The 18,586-nt window shown below is 60.8% G+C and carries 16 protein-coding genes; 12 read left to right on the top strand and 4 right to left on the bottom strand.

The genetic code is table 11. The features are described 5' to 3' along the window. Together urtB and urtA are read right to left on the bottom strand one after the other, a co-directional pair. The gene (gene urtB / locus Q7U49_RS11895) at positions 1-1,575 is read right to left on the bottom strand and encodes an urea ABC transporter permease subunit UrtB (protein ID WP_304764480.1); all 1,575 of its coding nucleotides are present in this window, start codon (positions 1,573-1,575) and stop codon (positions 1-3) included. A 143-nt stretch (positions 1,576-1,718) separates the two neighbouring features. Next, complete coding sequence (urtA, locus tag Q7U49_RS11890; protein WP_304764479.1) at positions 1,719-2,993, bottom strand: urea ABC transporter substrate-binding protein; 1,275 nt, start codon at positions 2,991-2,993, stop codon at positions 1,719-1,721. A gap of 269 nt (positions 2,994-3,262) precedes the next feature. Here urtA and Q7U49_RS11885 point away from each other — a divergent pair, with 269 nt between their 5' ends. From Q7U49_RS11885 to Q7U49_RS11875, 3 genes are read left to right on the top strand one after another with little or no spacing between them, the layout of a single operon-like run. Next, positions 3,263-3,457, top strand: coding sequence for a DUF3330 domain-containing protein (locus tag Q7U49_RS11885; protein WP_304764478.1), 195 nt, complete (start codon positions 3,263-3,265; stop codon positions 3,455-3,457). Between the two features lie 55 nt (positions 3,458-3,512). Then, the gene (locus Q7U49_RS11880; RefSeq protein WP_304764477.1) at positions 3,513-5,021 is read left to right on the top strand and encodes a murein L,D-transpeptidase; all 1,509 of its coding nucleotides are present in this window, start codon (positions 3,513-3,515) and stop codon (positions 5,019-5,021) included. A gap of 37 nt (positions 5,022-5,058) precedes the next feature. Continuing rightward, positions 5,059-5,637 (top strand): DUF882 domain-containing protein, encoded by a 579-nt coding sequence (locus tag Q7U49_RS11875; protein WP_304764476.1) that lies wholly within the window; start codon positions 5,059-5,061, stop codon positions 5,635-5,637. Between the two features lie 25 nt (positions 5,638-5,662). Here the strand turns inward: Q7U49_RS11875 and Q7U49_RS11870 are convergent, their stop codons facing one another. Further along, on the bottom strand, positions 5,663-6,646 hold the full coding sequence (locus Q7U49_RS11870; RefSeq protein WP_304764475.1) for a response regulator: 984 nt from the start codon (positions 6,644-6,646) through the stop codon (positions 5,663-5,665). After that, positions 6,636-10,118, bottom strand: a complete 3,483-nt coding sequence (locus Q7U49_RS11865) for an ATP-binding protein (protein WP_304764474.1) — start codon at positions 10,116-10,118, stop codon at positions 6,636-6,638. Before Q7U49_RS11865 ends, Q7U49_RS11870 begins: the two co-directional genes overlap by 11 nt. Before the next feature lie 122 nt (positions 10,119-10,240). Here Q7U49_RS11865 and ureA point away from each other — a divergent pair, with 122 nt between their 5' ends. From ureA to Q7U49_RS11820, 9 genes are all read left to right on the top strand, one after another. Next, on the top strand, positions 10,241-10,543 hold the full coding sequence (ureA, locus tag Q7U49_RS11860) for an urease subunit gamma (RefSeq protein ID WP_300118945.1): 303 nt from the start codon (positions 10,241-10,243) through the stop codon (positions 10,541-10,543). Positions 10,544-10,552: 9 nt separating this feature from the next. Continuing rightward, on the top strand, positions 10,553-10,738 hold the full coding sequence (locus Q7U49_RS11855) for a hypothetical protein (protein ID WP_304764473.1): 186 nt from the start codon (positions 10,553-10,555) through the stop codon (positions 10,736-10,738). A gap of 11 nt (positions 10,739-10,749) precedes the next feature. Then, positions 10,750-11,055 (top strand): urease subunit beta, encoded by a 306-nt coding sequence (locus tag Q7U49_RS11850; protein WP_304764745.1) that lies wholly within the window; start codon positions 10,750-10,752, stop codon positions 11,053-11,055. An 11-nt stretch (positions 11,056-11,066) separates the two neighbouring features. Next, entirely contained in the window at positions 11,067-12,812 is a 1,746-nt protein-coding gene (gene ureC / locus Q7U49_RS11845) for an urease subunit alpha (protein WP_304764472.1), read from the top strand. Further along, entirely contained in the window at positions 12,812-13,309 is a 498-nt protein-coding gene (ureE, locus tag Q7U49_RS11840) for an urease accessory protein UreE (protein ID WP_304764471.1), read from the top strand. The genes ureC and ureE overlap by 1 nt, the downstream gene beginning before the upstream one ends. Next, positions 13,278-13,979, top strand: a complete 702-nt coding sequence (locus tag Q7U49_RS11835; RefSeq protein ID WP_304764470.1) for an urease accessory protein UreF — start codon at positions 13,278-13,280, stop codon at positions 13,977-13,979. The genes ureE and Q7U49_RS11835 overlap by 32 nt, the downstream gene beginning before the upstream one ends. An 8-nt stretch (positions 13,980-13,987) precedes the next feature. Further along, entirely contained in the window at positions 13,988-14,647 is a 660-nt protein-coding gene (ureG, locus tag Q7U49_RS11830) for an urease accessory protein UreG (RefSeq protein WP_304764469.1), read from the top strand. Positions 14,648-14,928: 281 nt separating this feature from the next. After that, positions 14,929-16,881, top strand: coding sequence for a hypothetical protein (locus Q7U49_RS11825; RefSeq protein ID WP_304764468.1), 1,953 nt, complete (start codon positions 14,929-14,931; stop codon positions 16,879-16,881). Beyond that, positions 16,878-18,584: a hypothetical protein gene (locus tag Q7U49_RS11820; RefSeq protein WP_304764467.1), complete on the top strand. Its 1,707-nt coding sequence runs from the start codon at positions 16,878-16,880 to the stop codon at positions 18,582-18,584. Before Q7U49_RS11825 ends, Q7U49_RS11820 begins: the two co-directional genes overlap by 4 nt. The last annotated feature ends 2 nt before the right edge of the window (positions 18,585-18,586 follow it).

Genomic DNA, 18,586 nt, shown 5'->3' with positions numbered 1-18,586 from the left:
TCACGCCTCCGCACTGCGGCCCTTCATGGCAAAGATGCCTTGCGGACGTTTCTGGATGAAGATGATGATGAACACCAGCACCGCAATTTTGGCCAGCACGGCACCCGCCCAGCCTTCCAGAAACTTGTTCAGCACGCCCAGGCCCAAAGCGGCATAGACCGTGCCGGCCAGTTGCCCCACACCGCCCAGCACCACCACCATGAAGGCATCGACGATGTAGCCCTGGCCCAGGTCCGGCCCGACATTGCCGACCTGGCTCAGGGCACAGCCCGCCAGCCCGGCAATGCCCGAACCCAGCGCAAAGGCATAGGTGTCGATGCGCGCGGTGTTGACGCCCATGCACGACGCAATGGGGCGGTTTTGCGTGACACCGCGCACAAACAGGCCGAGCCGGGTTTTGCCGATCAGCCAGGCCACGGCACCCAGCACAAAGAGGGCAAACGCAATGATCACCAGCCGGTTGTAGGGCAGCGACAAGTTGCCCAGCACCTGGACCCCGCCGCTCATCCAGGACGGGTTTTCCACACCCACGTTTTGCGCACCGAAGATCGTGCGGACCAATTGCATCAACATCAGGCTGATGCCCCAGGTGGCCAGCAGCGTTTCCAGTGGGCGGCCGTACAAAAAGCGGATCACGCTGCGCTCCAGCAGCACGCCCATCAGTGCAGAAGCCATGAAGGCCACCGGCACCGCCGCCAGCAGGTACCAGTCAAAGGCGCCGGGCAGGTAACGCTGGAACAGGCCTTGCACCACGTAGGTGGCGTAGGCGCCAATCATCATCAGCTCGCCGTGCGCCATGTTGATGACCCCCATGAGGCCGTAGGTGATGGCCAGACCCAGCGCCACAAGCAGCAGGATGGACCCCAGGCTGATGCCGCTGAACACCGCGCCCAGCTTGTCGCCCCAGGCCAGCCGGGATTCGACCTCACGCAGCGCCTTGCCCAGGGCCGCTTTGACCGCGCCGTCCGCCTCGGTTTGCAGGTGCGCCAGCAGAATGGTCTTGGTACCGGACTGGTTGCTGGAGCCCAGCAGGGCGGCGGCTTCCAGACGCTGGGCCTTGTCCTCACCGCCCAGCAGCGCTGCGGCACGCACCAGCGCCAGCTGGTCCTTGATTTTGGGGTTTTGCTCGGCTTTCAGGGCTTGCTCGATCAGCGCCAGCTTGCTCGGGTCGGCGTCACTTTGCATCTGCTGCACCGCCGCCATGCGCACCTTGTCGTCTTTGGAGAACAGCTTGAGCGCGGCCAGGGCGGAGTCAATTTCACCGCGCATGCGGTTGTTGTTGATCACGTCTTCGGCATCATCAGGCAAGCCGAATTCAGCACCAGTTGCCGGATCAATACCCTTGTCGTCCCTGACCATGATGGCCTTGCCGCGCACCAGCTTGACCGCGTCGTCGGCCAGCGCCTGCAAAAACACCGCGGTGCCGGCGTCTGCCTGGGCCACGGCCTTATTCAGGGCCTCGATGCGCGCATCGGTGTCGCCGCTGCTGATGGCATTGGCCTCGTCCACGCTGATCGCATGGGCACTGCCAGCCAGACAAAACGCGGTGAATAAAAGTAGTTTTCGTATCAACATATAAGAGCCTGTAGGGTGGACACGTTGGCGGTGCCCACGCTGCAATTTCCTTAGATAAACCGTCATTGCGAGGCACGTCAGCGATGTGGCAATCCATGGGGGTCATGAATTGCCGCGCTGCGCTCGCAATGACGTCAGGTGCCTTACTTCTTCGCCGGCTCATCCGGCTTGGATGCATTGCCTTCGATGTACGGGCTCCATGGCTTGGCTTTCACCGGGCCGGGCGTCTTCCAGACCGGGTTGAACTGGCCGTCGGCCTTGATCTCGCCGATGAACACCGACTTGTGCAGGTGGTGGTTCTTTTCATCCATCTTGCTCACGATGCCGCTCGGCGCCTTGAAGGTCTGGCCGGCCATGGCGGCAATCACCTTGTCGACATCGGTGGTCTTGGCTTTTTCAACCGCCTGCTTCCACATGTTGATGCCGATGTAAGTGGCTTCCATCGGGTCGTTGGTCAAGGGCTTGTCCCTGTGGCCGGCGATGTTCTTGGCCTTGGCATAGGCGGCCCACTTGGCGATGAACTCGGTGTTGGTCGGGTTCTTGATCGACTGGAAGTAGTTCCAGGCCGCCAGGTGGCCCACCAGCGGCTTGGTGTCGACGCCACGCAACTCCTCTTCACCCACGCTGAAGGCCACCACGGGCACGTCCTTGGCTTTGAGGCCGGCGTTGCCGAGTTCCTTGTAGAACGGCACGTTGGAGTCACCGTTGATGGTGGACACCACGGCGGTTTTGCCACCGGCAGAAAACTTCTTGATGTCAGCCACGATGGTCTGGTAATCCGAATGGCCAAACGGGGTGTACTTTTCGTCGATGTCGGTGTCTTTCACGCCCTTGGATTTGAGGTAGGCGCGCAAAATCTTGTTGGTGGTTCGGGGGTAGACATAGTCGGTGCCCAGCAACACCCAGCGCTTGGCCGCGCCGCCATCCTTGCTCATCAGATAGTCCACCGCGGGGATGGCTTGCTGGTTGGGCGCGGCGCCGGTGTAGAACACGTTCTTGGACAGCTCTTCACCCTCGTACTGCACCGGGTAGAACAGCAGACCGTTCATTTCTTCAACCACGGGCAACACTGACTTGCGCGACACGCTGGTCCAGCAGCCAAAGATCACATCGACCTTGTCCTGACCCAGCAACTGCTTGGTCTTTTCGGCAAACAGCGGCCAGTTGGAAGCCGGGTCGACCACCACCGGTTCGAGCTTCTTGCCGAGCAGGCCGCCCTTGGCATTGATCTCGTCAATCGCCATCAGCACGGTGTCTTTCAACACGGTTTCCGAAATGGCCATGGTGCCGGACAGGCTGTGCAAGATACCGACCTTGATGGTGTCGGCGGCGAACGCCGGCAGCGCCGTGAGGGTGGTGAGCGCGACGGCGGCGGTGAGCGCCTTGAGCGTAAAACGACGTGAGTTCAAAGATTGCATGGGTGACCTCCAAAGTTGATGAAACCGTTGTCGCTGGGTGTCTGCCCGGGGATTGAATCCGGCATTTACTCAGCGATGAGGCGACTTTAGGGACGCTCAGGGATTTGGCAAATACGCCGAGTGGCGTAGGGAGCATGAGGCCGCACGGGAATTGGTCTGGACAAACACCCAGACAGTGGCCAGAATCAAGCCATCAGAATGCCCGAGCGGAAACGCCATCCTCAACCTCGGTAACACCTTGCCGGATGGCTACACAGAAGGAGTGTGTGATGACTACCCATGACAAACCCATCGAACTTGAGTCCGTCCAATGCGAAGTGTGCCTGAAGGAAGTGCCCATCTCTGAAGCCACCATCCCGGAGGCATCGGACTACTTCGTCCACTTTTGCGGCCTGGAATGTTATGAAAAATGGAAACAACAGGGTGACAAGTCCAAAGCTCAGGCCAACAGCCCTGATTCATGATGTCACCTGCCGGTTGGTGCGTTGCTGGTTGATCTGCACCTGGCTCTTTCTGGGCGTGCTTGGCCCATCCGCAGCAGCCGATCTCCTGACGACAGCGCCACCCCTTTGGTTTGACGCCGACCGGCCCAGCGTGCAGGCGCAGCAGGCTGTCCAGCTGTTGCTCAACGCCGCCGATGAAGGCCTGGAGCCGCAGCACTACCAGGCTACCAGCCTGAGCCAAGCGGTGACGCGGGCCAGTGCAGACCCGGCACTGACGCCCACCCAACAAGTCCAACTGGACGCCACCTTGACCCGGGCCATGGAGCATTACCTGAGCGACCTGAGTCAGGGGCGGGTCAACCCGGGGCGCGTCAAAGCCAATTTTTCCACACCCATCGCGCACGCTGCCGATATCCCGGCCTGGCTGCGCGACGCCGTGCGCGAGCAGCGACTGGGCACGGCCGTGGCGCAGCTGGCCACGCAGGCGCCCATGGCGGCCCCGCTGCGCCAGGCACTCAGCCAGTACCGCGCGCTGGGCCAGCACCCGGCCTGGCAATCGCCTTTGCCAGCCCTGCCCGGACGCAAACTGGAAGTCGGCCAGACCTATGCCGGCCTGCCTCTGCTGGCCCAGCGCCTGCAGGCGCTGGGGGATCTGGCTGCCGATACCCCGGTACTGCCAAGGCTTGAGGGCGAATTGATCACGGCGCTGATGCGTTTTCAGGAACGCCACGGGCTGACGCCCGACGGCGTGCTGGGGCGCAGAACCCTGCAGCAACTCAACATCACGCCCGCACAACGCGCCGAGCAGATGGCGCTGAGCCTGGAACGGCTGCGCTGGACACCCTTGCGCCAAGCCGCACGCATGGTGGTGGTGAACGTGCCGGAATTTGTGCTGCGCGCCTACGAGGTGCAGAACGGAAAAATCAAGGTCAAACTGACCATGAAGGTGATCGTCGGCAAGGCGCTGGACACGCGCACGCCCCTGTTCGACGAAGAAATGCGCTTCATCGAGTTCAGCCCCTACTGGAACATTCCACCCTCGATTGCGCGCCAGGAAACCGTGCCCAAGCTGCGCGCCGATCCGGGCTATCTGGCGCATCAGGACATGGAGTTTGTCACGGCCAGCGGCCAGGTGGTGACCAGCATGGCGCCGGACCATCTGGACGCGGTGTTGTCAGGGTCGTGGCGCATTCGCCAGCGGCCGGGCCCCAAGAATGCCCTCGGCGACATCAAGTTCGTCTTTCCCAACAACGACAACATCTACCTGCACCATACACCGTCACCGGGCCTGTTCGAGCGCGACCGGCGCGACTTCAGCCACGGCTGCATCCGTGTGCAGGAGCCGGTGGAACTGGCCAAGTTTGTGCTGCAGGACGACCCCGCCTGGCCTGAGGAGCGCATCCGTGCCGCCATGACCAGCGGCCAGTCGAACACTTTGCGCCTGACGCAAGCGGTCACCGTGCTGATTGCCTACAGCACCGTGGTGGTCAAGGCGGGCCGGGTGTTTTTTTACCCCGACCTGTACGGCCATGACCGTTTGTTGGCCAAGGCCTTGCGCCAGCATGCGGCCACCTTGACCCCATGAGGCTTGCCGAATAACGGAAATCCTTAAAATCCTGCCAATGACCTGTCCAACCTCCATCCCCCTGGCGCCCTCGCGGCGCGCCTTTTTGCACCGCTCGGCCCAGGCAGTGCTGCTCGGCGGCGCGCTGGGGCTGGCGGGCAGGCCGGCGCGGGCTGCCGCCCCCAGCGTGCGCAGCCTGGTGCTCGACCACACCCACACGCGTGAACGCATTGAGCTGGTGTATGCCTCGGGCGAGCAGTACCTGCCGCAGGCGCTGGGCTCGCTGAACCACTTTTTGCGTGACCATTACTCGGGCGAGGTCGGCCAGATCGACCCGCAATTGTTCGACTTGCTGCACCGGGTGCGGCAGACTCTGGGCAGCGGCGTGCCGCTGTCCTACCACATCATTTCAGGCTACCGCAGCCCGCTCACCAATGCCCGGTTGCGCGACACACGCGGTGGCGGTGTGGCCAGCCGCAGCCTGCACATGGATGGCAAGGCCATCGACATCCGCCTGCCCGGCGTACCGCTGGCCGAGTTGCGCGATGCGGCGCTGTCGCTCAAGGCGGGCGGCGTGGGTTATTACCCGCGCGACCAGTTTGTTCACATCGACACCGGGCGCGTGCGCACCTGGTAATTCCATTTCGGAATAAGCCGCCCGGCTAGCCTTCAAACTGGGGCTGCAGTTGCCGGATGCGGCGCATCGCCATGGCGGCCGCGGCAGTGCGGGTCTCGACCCCCAGCTTGGCAAACACATGCTCCAGATGTTTCTTCACGGTCATCGGGCTGGAGCCCACGATGTCGCCGATGTCGCGGTTGATCTTGCCCTTGACCACCCAGTACAGTACCTCGGCTTCCTTGGGCGTGAGCTTGAAGCTCAAGGCCATGGTCTCAATCACGTTCTCGTCGCTGACCTCCTGCATGATGATGAGCCAGTCACCGCCCCCCTCGCTGTCGCCAATTTGCTGATGCAGCCTGAATGTCAGACGTTTCGGGCCGACTTCAACGCTCAGGCGCGGCGGCTCGATACCGCCCAAACCCTTTTCCACATGGCGGCGCAGCCAGGTCAGCACGGGAATGGGGGTGGTGGGCGCGTCGGTGCCGTAATAGCGCATCAGCAACTCGCGCGCCAGCGAGGTCTGCCACATCAGCCGCCCGTCGTTCACCCGCACCGTGATGCTGGCGTAACCGAAGGCATCCAGCGCATTGCGGGTCTGGCGCTTCTCGCGCGCGCCCTGCAGGTGCACCGCCATGCGCGCCAGCACCTCCTTGGGCTTGATCGGTTTGGTCACGTAGTCCACGCCACCGGCCTCCAGCGCGGCCACCAGGTGCTCGGTCTCGGTCAGGCCGGTCATGAAAATGATCGGGATGTGCGCTGTTTGCGGATTGAGCTTGAGTTGGCGCGCCACCTCAAAACCGTCCATGCCGGGCATCATGGCGTCGAGCAGCACCACGTCGGGCAGCGCTTGCGCCGCGCGCTGCAGCGCAGCGGTACCGCTCAGGGCGACCAGCACGGTGTAGCCGGACTCATCCAGCGCGTCATGCAGCACCGCCAGGTTGTCGGGCACATCGTCGACGATCAGCACCACGTCGCTGTTGGCGCGGTCCAGCGTGCAGTCAAGCGCCTTGCTCAAATTATGGGTCATGGTCAATGCCGGCCAGTTGCTGGCTCATGGTTTCAAACTGAAATTGGCGGGCCAGCTCGCGCATGCGCTCGACAAATCCGGCGCATTCGGGCTGGGCCGCTTCCAGCGCGTCGAGCTGATTCAAAATGCCACGGTAAAAGCCCAGCGTGACGACTTCCTGCAAGGCGTCACGCTGGACCCGGCTTGGGTAAACCAGCGCGACGGGCTGAACCGCCGTGGGCGGTGGCACAGCCGGTTCGATGGCATCCAGCCAGGTCAGGCCCAGGCGCTGGGTCAGCCAGTCCAGCAGGTCGGCGTGGCGCACCGGTTTGCAAAAAAAGTCATCGCTGGGCAGCCCGACCGGGTTGACCAGTCCCTTGTCGAAGGCGTTGGCCGAGACAATGGCAATCTGGGCGGCCGGGCGTTGCGTGGCTTGTTCGAGCACCCGCAGCCGGCGCACGGTTTCCCAGCCGTCAATGCCGGGCATGGCCAGGTCCATGAACACGGCATGGGGCTGGTGGCCGCTGGCCAGCAGGTCCAGCGCGTCGTGACCACTGGCGGCAGTGCGCACCTCAAAACCCAGCGGCTGCAGCAATTGCACCAGCAGTTCCCGGTCGGCCTCCTCGTTGTCGACCACCAGCACCCGCTGGCGCGGCCCCGCGTAGCCCAAACGCGGCTTGGACGCTGCGGCCAGGGGCTTGCCGCGCAAGGCGCCAGTGCCCCCGGTGGCTGGCAAGCTGGCGGGTAACTCCGGCAAAAAGAGCTTGGCCTTGAACACCGAGCCCACGCCCGGCTGGCTGCTGACACTGAGTGCGCCGCCCATCAAGTCGGTCAGCATGCGGGCAATGGTCAGGCCCATGCCGGCCCCGGGCGCGCCCAGGCCGGGTGCGTTGGCCCGGGCAAAGGGCTCAAACACATGATGGATATCCTCTGCACTCAAACCCGGCCCGGTGTCCTCGACCTCGATGTGCGCCATCTCAACCGCATAGCGCAAGCGCAAGCTCACCTGCCCGCTGGCCGTGAACTTGATGGCGTTGCCCAGCAAGTTCAGCAAAATCTGGCGCACCCGCTTTTCATCGGCCCGCACCACGGCGGGCAGCTTGCCCTGCACCTCGAAGACAAAGCGCAGGGCCTTGCGCTCGGCCTCCAACGCAAACATGTCGGCCAGATCCCGCATGAAGTCGGCAAACGCCAGCGGCCGGGGGCTGAGTGTGAGGCGGCCCGACTCGATGTGTGCCAGGTCCAGTGTGCCCTCGATGAGTGAGAGCAAATGTTCGCCGCCGCGCTTGATCACGGCCACAGCCTGCCTGCGGTGCGCCGGAATGCCGGTGTCCTGCCCCATCAGTTGGGCATAGCCCAGAATGCTGTTGAGAGGGGTGCGCAACTCGTGGCTGATGGCGCTGATATAGCGGCTTTTGGCCTGGTTGGCGCGCTCGGCCGCCAGTTTGGCCTGCTGCAGGGCGGCATCGGTCTGGCGGTGCAGGTCAATCTCGCGCTGCAACAGGCTGGTCTGCCGATTCGATTCGTCCTGCGCCACCCGACGACTCTGGTTCGCCAGCACCACCCACCAGGCCACCAGCCCGGCGATCAACAGCAAGGCCATGTAGGCCTTGACAAAGCCCGAGCGCAGCGCCTCCTGGCCGGTTTGCAGCAACGGCGCATCAAAGACCGACCGCGCCAGCGCGCCCGTCTCGTGGTGGTAAAGCAGGCCGAACACCACCCCCAGCAAGGGCGCAATCACGAGCATCAAGAGCAAAAAGTAGCCCAGGCCTTTGTCCAGCAGCGCCCAGCTGCGCCGGGGCAATAACCAGCGCAGCGCAGCCGTCCACTGGGTGGCCAGACTGGCATGCGGTTTGCACAGGTCGCCACAACGGGCGTCGAGCGTGCAGCACAGCGAACAGATCGGCCCTTGGTAGGCAGGGCAACGCGCCATGTCGGGCGCCTCATAGTGGCGCTCACAAATCACGCAACGCTGCAGGCGAAGACGCGGATAGGTCCCTGCATCCGCCATCGGCAAAGTGTCGGCATGCCGTGCCAGGTAGTACTTGCCCCCGGTGGCAAACGCAATCAGGGGTGCGGTGATCAAGGCGGTGGCCAGCGCAATCAGCGCTGAAAACGCCTGTGCCAGCGGCCCAAAAACCCCCAGGTGGGCCGTGACCGACAGCACCGAGGCCAACGCCATGGCACCCACGCCCACCGGGTTGATGTCGTACAGGTAGGCGCGCTTGAACTCGATACCCTTGGGGCTCAGACCCAGCGGCTTGTTGATGACCAGGTCGGCCACCACCGCCATCATCCAGGCGATGGCAATGTTGGAATACAGCCCGAGCACGTCGCCCAGGGCGGCAAACACATTCATCTCCATCAGCATGAAGGCAATCAGCGTGTTGAACACCACCCACACCACGCGCCCCGGGTGACTGTGCGTCAGGCGCGAGAAAAAATTGCTCCAGGCCAGCGAGCCGGCGTAGGCGTTGGTGACATTGATCTTGATCTGCGACAGCACCACAAACAAGGCCGTGGCCGCTACCGCCCAGCTGTAATGGGGAAACACATACTCGTAGGCCGCCAGGTACATCTGATTGGGGTCCACCGCGCGCTCCAGTGGCACCGCGTGACTGATGGCCAGGTAGGCCAGCAGCGCGCCACCCAGCATTTTGAGCACCCCCAGAATCACCCAGCCCGGCCCGCCCAGCAACACACTGAACCACCAGCGCCTGCGGTTGGCGGGCGTGAGTGCGGGCATGAAACGCAGGTAGTCGGCCTGCTCACCCATTTGCGTCATGAGTGCCACACCCACCGTCAGCGCCGCACCAAACAGGGGCAGACTGAAGCCATCCGACTGGCTCTTGTCACCAATATAGTGCGCCACACCCGCGAACGCCGTGGGCTCGCGCCACAACACAAAGGCAAAGGGCAGCAGCCACATCACGAGCCACAGCGGCTGCGTCCAGACCTGCAGCCGGCTGATGGTGGACACGCCGTGTGTCACCAGCGGAATCACCACCAGCGCGCAAATCAGATAACCCCAGCGCGGCGGAATGTCGAGTGCGAGCTCCAGCGCGTAGGCCATGACCGCCGCTTCGAGCGCAAAAAAAATGAAGGTGAACGAGGCATAAATCAGCGAGGTCAGCGTTGAGCCGATGTAACCGAAACCGGCGCCCCGCGTGAGCAGGTCCATGTCGACACCGTATTTGGCGGCGTAGATGCTGATGGGCAAACCCGCCAGAAAGATGATCAGCCCGGTGGCCAGAATCGCCCACACCGCGTTGACAAAACCGTACTGCACCAGCAGCGTGGCACCCACCGCCTCCAGAATCAAAAAGGCACCAGCACCGCCCAGCGCGGTCAGCGCCACGCGCCACGGCGACCATTGGCGAAAGCCCTGCGGCGTGAAGCGCAAGGCGTAGTCTTCCAGCGTTTCGCTCGCCACCCAGGCGTTGTAGTCCCGGCGCACCAAGGTGATGCGCTGCGACGGGGCGCCTTGATGCACCGAACTGGATTGAAGTTGAGGTTCTGAACTCACACACTTGTGGTGCAGTATTCATGCCATGCCCAACCACCGCGCGGGTTGACAAGAAAAATCTCAGGCACGGCTTTTGCATTGAAGCAAACATGGAACTCACCCCCCGCGAAAAAGACAAACTCCTGCTGTTCACCGCCGGCCTGCTGGCCGAACGCCGCAAAGCACGTGGCCTGAAACTTAACTACCCCGAAGCCGTGGCGCTGATCAGCTGCGCCGTGATGGAAGGCGCGCGCGACGGCCAGACCGTGGCCCAACTCATGAGTTTTGGCCGCACCATCCTGACGCGCGCCGACGTGATGGACGGCATCGCCGATATGATTCCCGACATCCAGGTCGAGGCCACGTTCCCTGATGGCACCAAACTGGTGACGGTACACCAACCCATTGTTTAAGGCTGCCCTATGAAAAACATTGCTTCCTTTCACTCCCTGGCCGCCCTCGCCTTGTTGAGCACCTCCGGCCTGGCCTTTGCGCACGACAACCATGGCCTGCTTGGCAGCCACTGGCATGTCACCGACGTTTGGGGCTTTGTGGCTCTGGGTGGTGCGATCGCCGTGGCCATCTGGCTGTCACGCGGCGACAGGTAGGGCGGCAGATGATGCACCCCGGCGAACTTTTTACCGACGGCCCCGACCATGTGCTGAATCCGGGGCGACGGACCCAGACGCTGGTGGTGGTGAATGCGTCAGAGCGCCCGATTCAGGTGGGTTCGCATTACCACTTTGCCGAGACCAACGGTGCGCTGGGCTTTGACCGGGCCGCCGCGCAAGGCATGCGGCTGAACATTCCGTCGGGCTCGGCGGTGCGTTTTGAGCCAGGCCAGCAGCGCACCGTGGAGTTGGTGGACTACGCCGGCACGCGCATCGTTTACGGCTTTCGTGGCCTGACGCAAGGCCCACTTTAGAAAGAACACACATGGCAACGCTGGGACGACGCGCTTACGCAGAAATATTCGGCCCCACTGTGGGGGACAGGGTGCGTCTGGCCGACACCAACCTGATCATCGAGGTCGAAGCCGACCTCACCCTGCGCGCAGGTGGCTACGGTGAAGAAGTGAAATTCGGCGGCGGCAAGACCATCCGCGACGGCATGGCGCAAAGCCAGCGCAGCCGGGCCGAGGGCGCCGTCGATACGGTCATGACCAACGCCCTGATCATGGACCACTGGGGCATCATCAAGGCCGACATCGGCCTCAAGGACAGCCGCATCGTGGCCATCGGCAAGGCCGGCAACCCCGACACCCAGCCGGGCGTGGACATCATCATTGGCCCGGGCACGGAAATCATCAGCTGCGAAGGCAGCATCGTCACCGCCGGCGGCTTTGACAGCCACATCCACTTCATTTGTCCGCAACTGATCGAAGAGGCCTTGAGCAGCGGCATCACCACCATGACCGGCGGCGGCACCGGCCCGGCCACCGGCACCTTTGCCACCACCTGCACGCCGGGGCCGTGGCACATCGAGCGCATGCTTCAGGCTGCCGACGGTTTTGCCATGAACCTGGGTTTTCTGGGCAAGGGCAACGCCAGCCTGCCGCAAGCGCTGCATGAGCAGATCAACGCCGGCGCCATCGGCCTCAAGCTGCATGAAGACTGGGGCACCACGCCGGCCGCCATCGACAACTGCCTGAACGTGGCTGAGGCCACCGACACCCAGGTCGCGATCCACACCGACACCCTCAACGAATCTGGCTTTGTGGAAGACACACTGGCCGCCTTCAAGGGCCGCAGCATCCACACCTTTCACACCGAAGGCGCCGGCGGCGGCCACGCGCCCGACATCATGAAGCTGGTGGGCGAACCCAACGTGTTGCCGTCCAGCACCAACCCGACGCGGCCCTACACCGTCAACACGCTCGACGAACACGTCGACATGCTGATGGTCTGCCACCACCTCGACGCGGGCATTGCCGAAGACCTGGCTTTTGCCGAGAGCCGCATCCGCAAGGAAACCATCGCCGCCGAGGACATCCTGCACGACCTCGGCGCCATCAGCATCATGAGCAGCGACAGCCAGGCCATGGGCCGCGTCGGCGAGGTGATCATTCGCACCTGGCAGACAGCGCACAAGATGAAGGCACAGCGCGGCTGGCTGGCACCGCCACCCGGGCGCGGCGAGCCGGTGGAACTGCAGCAGCGCAATGACAACTACCGCGTCAAACGCTACCTGGCCAAGTACACCATCAACCCGGCGCTGACCCACGGCATGGCGCATGAAGTGGGCAGCATCGAGATCGGCAAATGGGCTGACCTGGTGGTTTGGAAACCCGCCTTTTTTGGCATCAAGCCCGCGCTGATCCTCAAGGGCGGTTTTATCGCCATGGCTGCCATGGGCGACCCCAATGCGTCAATTCCCACACCGCAGCCGGTGCATTACCGGCCCATGTTCGGCGCTTATGGCGGCGCGCTGGCCAAAGGTTCGATTACTTTCATCTCGCAGGCGGGCGAGAACGCCGGCATCAAGGAGCGCTTTGGCCTGACCAAAAACGTGAGCGCAGTGCGCAACATTCGTGGCGTTCGCAAGGAGCACATGATTCACAACGCCTACCTGCCGCACATGGAGATCGACGCCCAAACCTACAGCGTGCGCGCCGACGGCGAACTGCTCACCTGCGAACCGGCGGTGAGCTTGCCGATGGCACAGCGCTACTTTTTGTTTTGATGCTGCACATCTCCAAACTTGTTCCCCATGGCCAGGGACTGGCCCCGGTGCTGCTCAAACGCGCGACGCAGGTCGAGTTGGACTGGGATCTGCGACAAAAAAGCCGGCTTGAAACGCATGACTCTGCCGGGCGGCAACTGGGGATTTTTTTGCCACGCGGCACCGTGCTGCGCGGCGGCGATGTGCTGGTGGCCGAAGACGGTTCACTGATCAGAGTCATGGCCGCACCGCAAACCGTGCTGCGCATCACACCCTGCAATAGCCACGGCTCGAGTTTCGATCTGATCCGCGCCGCCTACCACTTGGGCAATCGCCACGTGCCGATCGAACTCAAGCCCGACCACCTCAAGATCGAGCCCGACCATGTGCTGGCCGACATGCTGCGCGCCATGCACCTGACCGTGGTGGAGGTCCATGAGGCGTTCGAACCGGAAAGCGGCGCCTATGCCAGCGGTGGCCATTCGCATGGACATGGCCACGATCACGCCCATGCATGACAGCAGCCTGCTGCAACTCATGTGGCTGGCCTCGCCGGCCCTGCCAATTGGCGGCTTCTCTTACTCGGAAGGGCTGGAGGCAGCGGTTGAGTCGGCCCGCGTCACGACGGAACTTGAGGCCGCCGCCTGGCTGCTCGACCAGCTGGAACTGAGCCTGGCGCGCGGCGATCTTGCGGTACTGGCGCAAGCCGTTCCAGCATGGCGGGCCGCAGATGCCAACCGCATTGCCGCGCTCAACACCTGGGTACTGCAGACGCGCGAAAGCCGCGAGCTGCGCGCGCAGACCGAGCAGATGGGCCGGTCCCTGCTGGAATGGCTGCGCAACCACACCACGGCCACCCCGACGCAGATCGACCTGCTGGCCGATCTGCAGCCCAGCTACCCGCTGGCCTTTGCGCTGGCCGCGAGTGCCACCAGCGCGCCGGTGCGCGAGTGCCTGCTGTCCTACGCCTTCGGCTGGGCCGAGAACATGGTGCAGGCCGCAATCAAGTCGGTGCCGCTGGGCCAAAGCGCCGGGCAGCGCATTCTTTCTGCCTTGACAGCCGCCATTCCCTCCGCAATTGAGCGCGCGCTGGCTGTGCCAGACCACGCGCGCCAGGCCTTTGCACCGATGCTGGCCATTTTGAGCGCGCAGCACGAAGTCCAGTATTCACGTCTTTTCCGTTCCTGAGCCACACCATGACCCTGCTACATCACATCAAGAACCGCACCAAACACCTGCCCCCCTTGCGCGTCGGCATCGGCGGGCCGGTGGGCTCTGGCAAAACCACGCTGCTGGAAATGCTGTGCAAGGCCATGCGCGAGCAGTACGACTTGGTGGCCATCACCAACGACATCTACACCAAGGAAGACCAGCGCCTGCTGACGGTCAGCGGCGCCCTGCCCGCCGAGCGCATCATGGGCGTGGAAACCGGCGGTTGCCCGCACACCGCGATCCGTGAAGACGCGTCAATCAACCTGGAAGCCATTGACCGCATGCTGGTGGATTTTCCGGATGCCGACATCGTCTTCATCGAGAGCGGCGGCGACAACCTGGCGGCCACCTTCAGCCCCGAGCTGTCCGACCTGACGATCTATGTGATCGACGTGGCGGCTGGCGAAAAAATCCCGCGCAAGGGCGGGCCTGGCATCACCAAGAGCGATTTGTTTGTCATCAACAAAACCGACTTGGCCCCTTACGTGGGCGCCAACCTGGACGTGATGCACGCCGACACGACACGCATGCGCAGCACGCCCAAGGGGCTCAAGCCCTTCGTCATGACGAACCTGAAAACGCTGGAGGGTCTGGCGCAGGTGGTGACCTTCATTGAGCAGAAGGGCATGCTGAAAAGTGCGTAAGGTTTGACAACCAAGCGCTTGACTGAGATCAGCGCAGCCGATGGCAAAACAGACCAAATGCTGCAAAAGACCCTAAGCCAAAGTAGACAATTAAGATTTGCCTTCTTCAAAGCGGTCGTAGGCATCTGCAGCCCGTCCGTTGGCAATGTGTTGCTAATTTTTCAAACCAGCTTCTCAATTTTGAGGCAGTTCGGTTGTGGGGCGGCGTATTGACAACTCCAACTGATGTCATACTTGATCTCAGTCGGTCGATTGTTATCGGTGATCAGGGAGTTCTGAAAATGACAGCGTCAACAGCAATCCAAGCTATTCCACAAGCCGTTTTGGATGCAGCCCTAGCTCTTCACCAACAAAAAAATACGAGTCTGACCTTCAGCCCATTCAGCACCTCAGAATTGGCCACAGTCGAAGGTAATCCGCTTTGGCATTGTGTTGAAGATGAAATCGAATTCGTCAACCTAGAAGCCCGCAATCGCTGCGCTGCATTGGCAACTTTTCAGCAAGTGATGCCCTTGAGCGGTACCGATGCGTTGTTTGATGCCGCATACGGACTGTGGCGAAACGAAATTGGACACTCTGATTCGGCATCCGGTCGCTTGTTGGGTTTGGCCGGTCAGAACATTAGTGTGCTTTTAGGAGCTGCAAAGGCCATTGGCGATAAAAGTCGGCGTGTCTTTGACATACTTCATCTGCTGGAAAAAGCACTGCCGCACTTGCCAAACATCTGCGCAGAGGACATCGTGGCAGTTATTGATGCTCAGCATGAGTCCACAAAGCGTGACATGGCTGGAGGGGTGATCTTCAATGCTGTCGAGCGCCGCTTACAGTCAGAATCGCAGATCGCTTGGGAAATCTGGCACATCACCAGAACGAATATGTCGGAATCCATGCAGAGCTTGTACAGCACAGCCTTGCAAGCACTAATGCATACCGACCAGCAATCTCTTGCGCTGGAAAAAGCCAGACAGGATGCCGAGGACATTGATCCGCTTATCGCGGGGGCTGCGCTGTGGACCCTGGGCAGGGCGATACAGGCTCACAAATTGAACGAATTTGATTTGGACGACTGCGTTGCAGTCCTGATCAACAAAACCAGCGGGACGTCCGCCGAGATTCAACAGTCAGCGATTCGTGCAGTGGCGCAGGCGTCGTTGAAGGACGAACGGTTGATGTCAGAACTCGTTCGGCTGGCATCGGAGCATGACGACAACACCCTTGCAGTGATCGCTGATTTCTTGTTCATGAATCAGCAGGATTTCCCAGTGTCCTCCCCCCATTTCAAACCCTTGCTGCAATCACTGGTCAGGCTTTCGCCATTGCAGAAAAACGCAATTGATAACTTTGATTGGGTTCTGCATCAGCTCTATGCAACACCCGAATATCGACCGTTGGTGCTGGATTGCGTGAGCCAATGGGTCATCCAGCATGGCGGCTCAAGCTTGAATGACAAAGCCTTGATTGAGATGTTTGACCAGACCATCATGCAAATTGCCAATGACCAGTCGGGCTTCCAGGCTGTCATCACGCGCTGGCTAGTTGCGCCCGAGAAGCAACTTGCCGTGGCCTTCGGCGGGCTCATCAGCTACTTGCACATCCGTGGAATGAAGTCGCCAACCTTTTCGCCAGAAGTTCTCAACACATTCACCGCGCAAGACTTCAGGTTTCTGGCTCGTCGGCTGCTTGGCTATGTGATATCAGAGGAAACACTGTTGTCACTGACGTTTTCTTTGCTGGAAACAAACAACGCCCCCGACCGTAGTTTTGATTGGGTGTACTCACTGCTGACAGACGAGGTTGGCAAGGACTACGCGCATGGCACGATGGAGGCTTTGAAAGTACGGCAAAAAATGGCCAATTCCCCTGAAAAGGAGTTACTGGGTCAGATACATGCCGTCCTTCTCAGGCGAAGTACCGCCATGGATGACCTGCCCAGATTGCATGAACTTCGTCCACCCATGAGACTTCGCAGAGCCATTGAATTGAATCGGGCACGGGAAATGGAAGAGGTGATGGAAGCGGCCAATGAAAAGTCCATCGTTCGCTTAATTTCTACAGTGATCCCAATGAAAGCCGGTCGAGGTTGGTTCTCAGTTTCAGACAACAAAGTCGGGCCTACGCAGCATTTGCAAAGTTTTTCACATTCGATCAGCATGCCCAAACGTGCGCTCACAGACCCAGTGGGTTACGCCATTGCTGGACTCCTCTACCGTATTGCAAAGCGAGAAGACGAATGAGACTGGCCCTTGTCATTGCCGAGTACCTGCGCACACTCAAAGAGCGCAATGAACTGGACAGACTGCTGCCCGATTTACTGGTCGAAATGGGCTACGTGCCAATTGCCCGCCCACAAACCGGCAATCGGCAGTTTGGTGTCGATATTGCAACCCGTGGCATCAACCCAGATACCGGGCAAGCTGAACTGCTTTTGCTGGTCATCAAACAAAAGGACATCGGGCGCACGGAGTGGGAGAGAAGTGATCAAGCCATCAGACCCAGCTTGAACGAGGTTTTTGATGTGTATCTCAAATCTCATGTGGAGGCCGAAGACATTGGCAAGCCTGTCCGTATCGCCGTGGTCACCAATGGCGAACTGAAACAAACTATTCAGGCAAGTTGGAGCGGTTTTGTAAATGATCATAAAGACCAGGCATTGATTGAGTTTTGGGGGCTTGACACGCTGTCCACTTTGATTGAGCGCCACCTGCTGGATGAACATGTCTTCCATGACGAAGACCGACGAAACTTGCGGCGTGCATTGGCCTTGGCTGCCGATGTCGAATACGACCAAAGAGACCTGCACCGGATGATGCTGCGAACCCTTGGGTTGAATTCTGAAGGTGTGCCTGACGGCGCCTCAATGTCAAAGAAGGATTTGCTGAAGGCTTTGCGAGTGGTCAATTTTGCCGCCCATGCATTTGCCTCATGGGCACTTGGGGACGGCGATGGTCGCCAAGGATTGCGTGCTATAGAACGAGCCTTGTTGTGGTCATGGCACAGAGTGCGCGCATTTGAAGGGTGGGACTCAGATAACGACATGACCCAAGCACTTGGGTCAGTTTGGCAAGGGTATCTGACCGTTGGAAGGCACTATTTCGAAAAGCTACAAGCGCATTGTTACGTTGAGGATGGACTGCTGGGGTATGCGTCCGACAGTGCGGAGCTGTCGCTAGTAGCGTTTGAGCAAATCGGCATGCTGGCATCCATCGGGTTGACCCATGTACTGTCAGTTGCTGGCGATGATGCAGATCGAGTAGCACAGCACGAGAATGCAGATACCGTGGCCGCTGCGCTTGCATCACTGATTTCCAGCAACGGCATTTGCAACTCGCCATGTTTTGATAGGCACAGTCAAGACATCGTTCTTGGCATGTTGTTGCTGGTGCTGACGGGACGCTCGGACATCGCCAAACGCTGGCTCCAGACGCTCATTCGCAACATCGATTACTCCTTCAAAGCCAAACGGTATGTTCCGATTGACAGCGATTCCATCGACGATTTATCGGACATTGGTGGCTGGCATTCTGGTCAAACAGCCGACAAGTTGATGAAGACCTCTTGGATGATTGCGGTTCTGGCTGGGTTGTGTGCTGTATTGGGACAGGGGGAGTCGTATGGCGTATTGAGACAAGGGCTGGTTCAGGACTACCCAGAGACGTGTGCGCAGTTGTGGCACCCAGACAAGCAAATACACGAGCACCTGTACTTTCATGCAGCTCATTTTTCATCAGGGGCTTCGGAGGCTCCTATTCGGCTGCCTGAGGACATCGCACAGTGGTTTGAACACATGCGTGTCATTGTGGAATCCGAGCAAGGGAAAGAATGCCTTCAGACAATGGGCTGCAAAGTTGGTTTGCCTGCGATTGACCTGATTGCATGCAGACACTTTGGCACGCCTGTTGCGCCAGCGTTTTGGTACCAACTCGTGATGACTACGTGACT

It is taken from the genome of Rhodoferax sp., from assembly GCF_030653815.1.
In the GTDB taxonomy this organism is placed as follows: Bacteria; Pseudomonadota; Gammaproteobacteria; order Burkholderiales; family Burkholderiaceae_C; genus Rhodoferax.
This window is presented reverse-complemented; position numbering and strand designations above follow the sequence as displayed.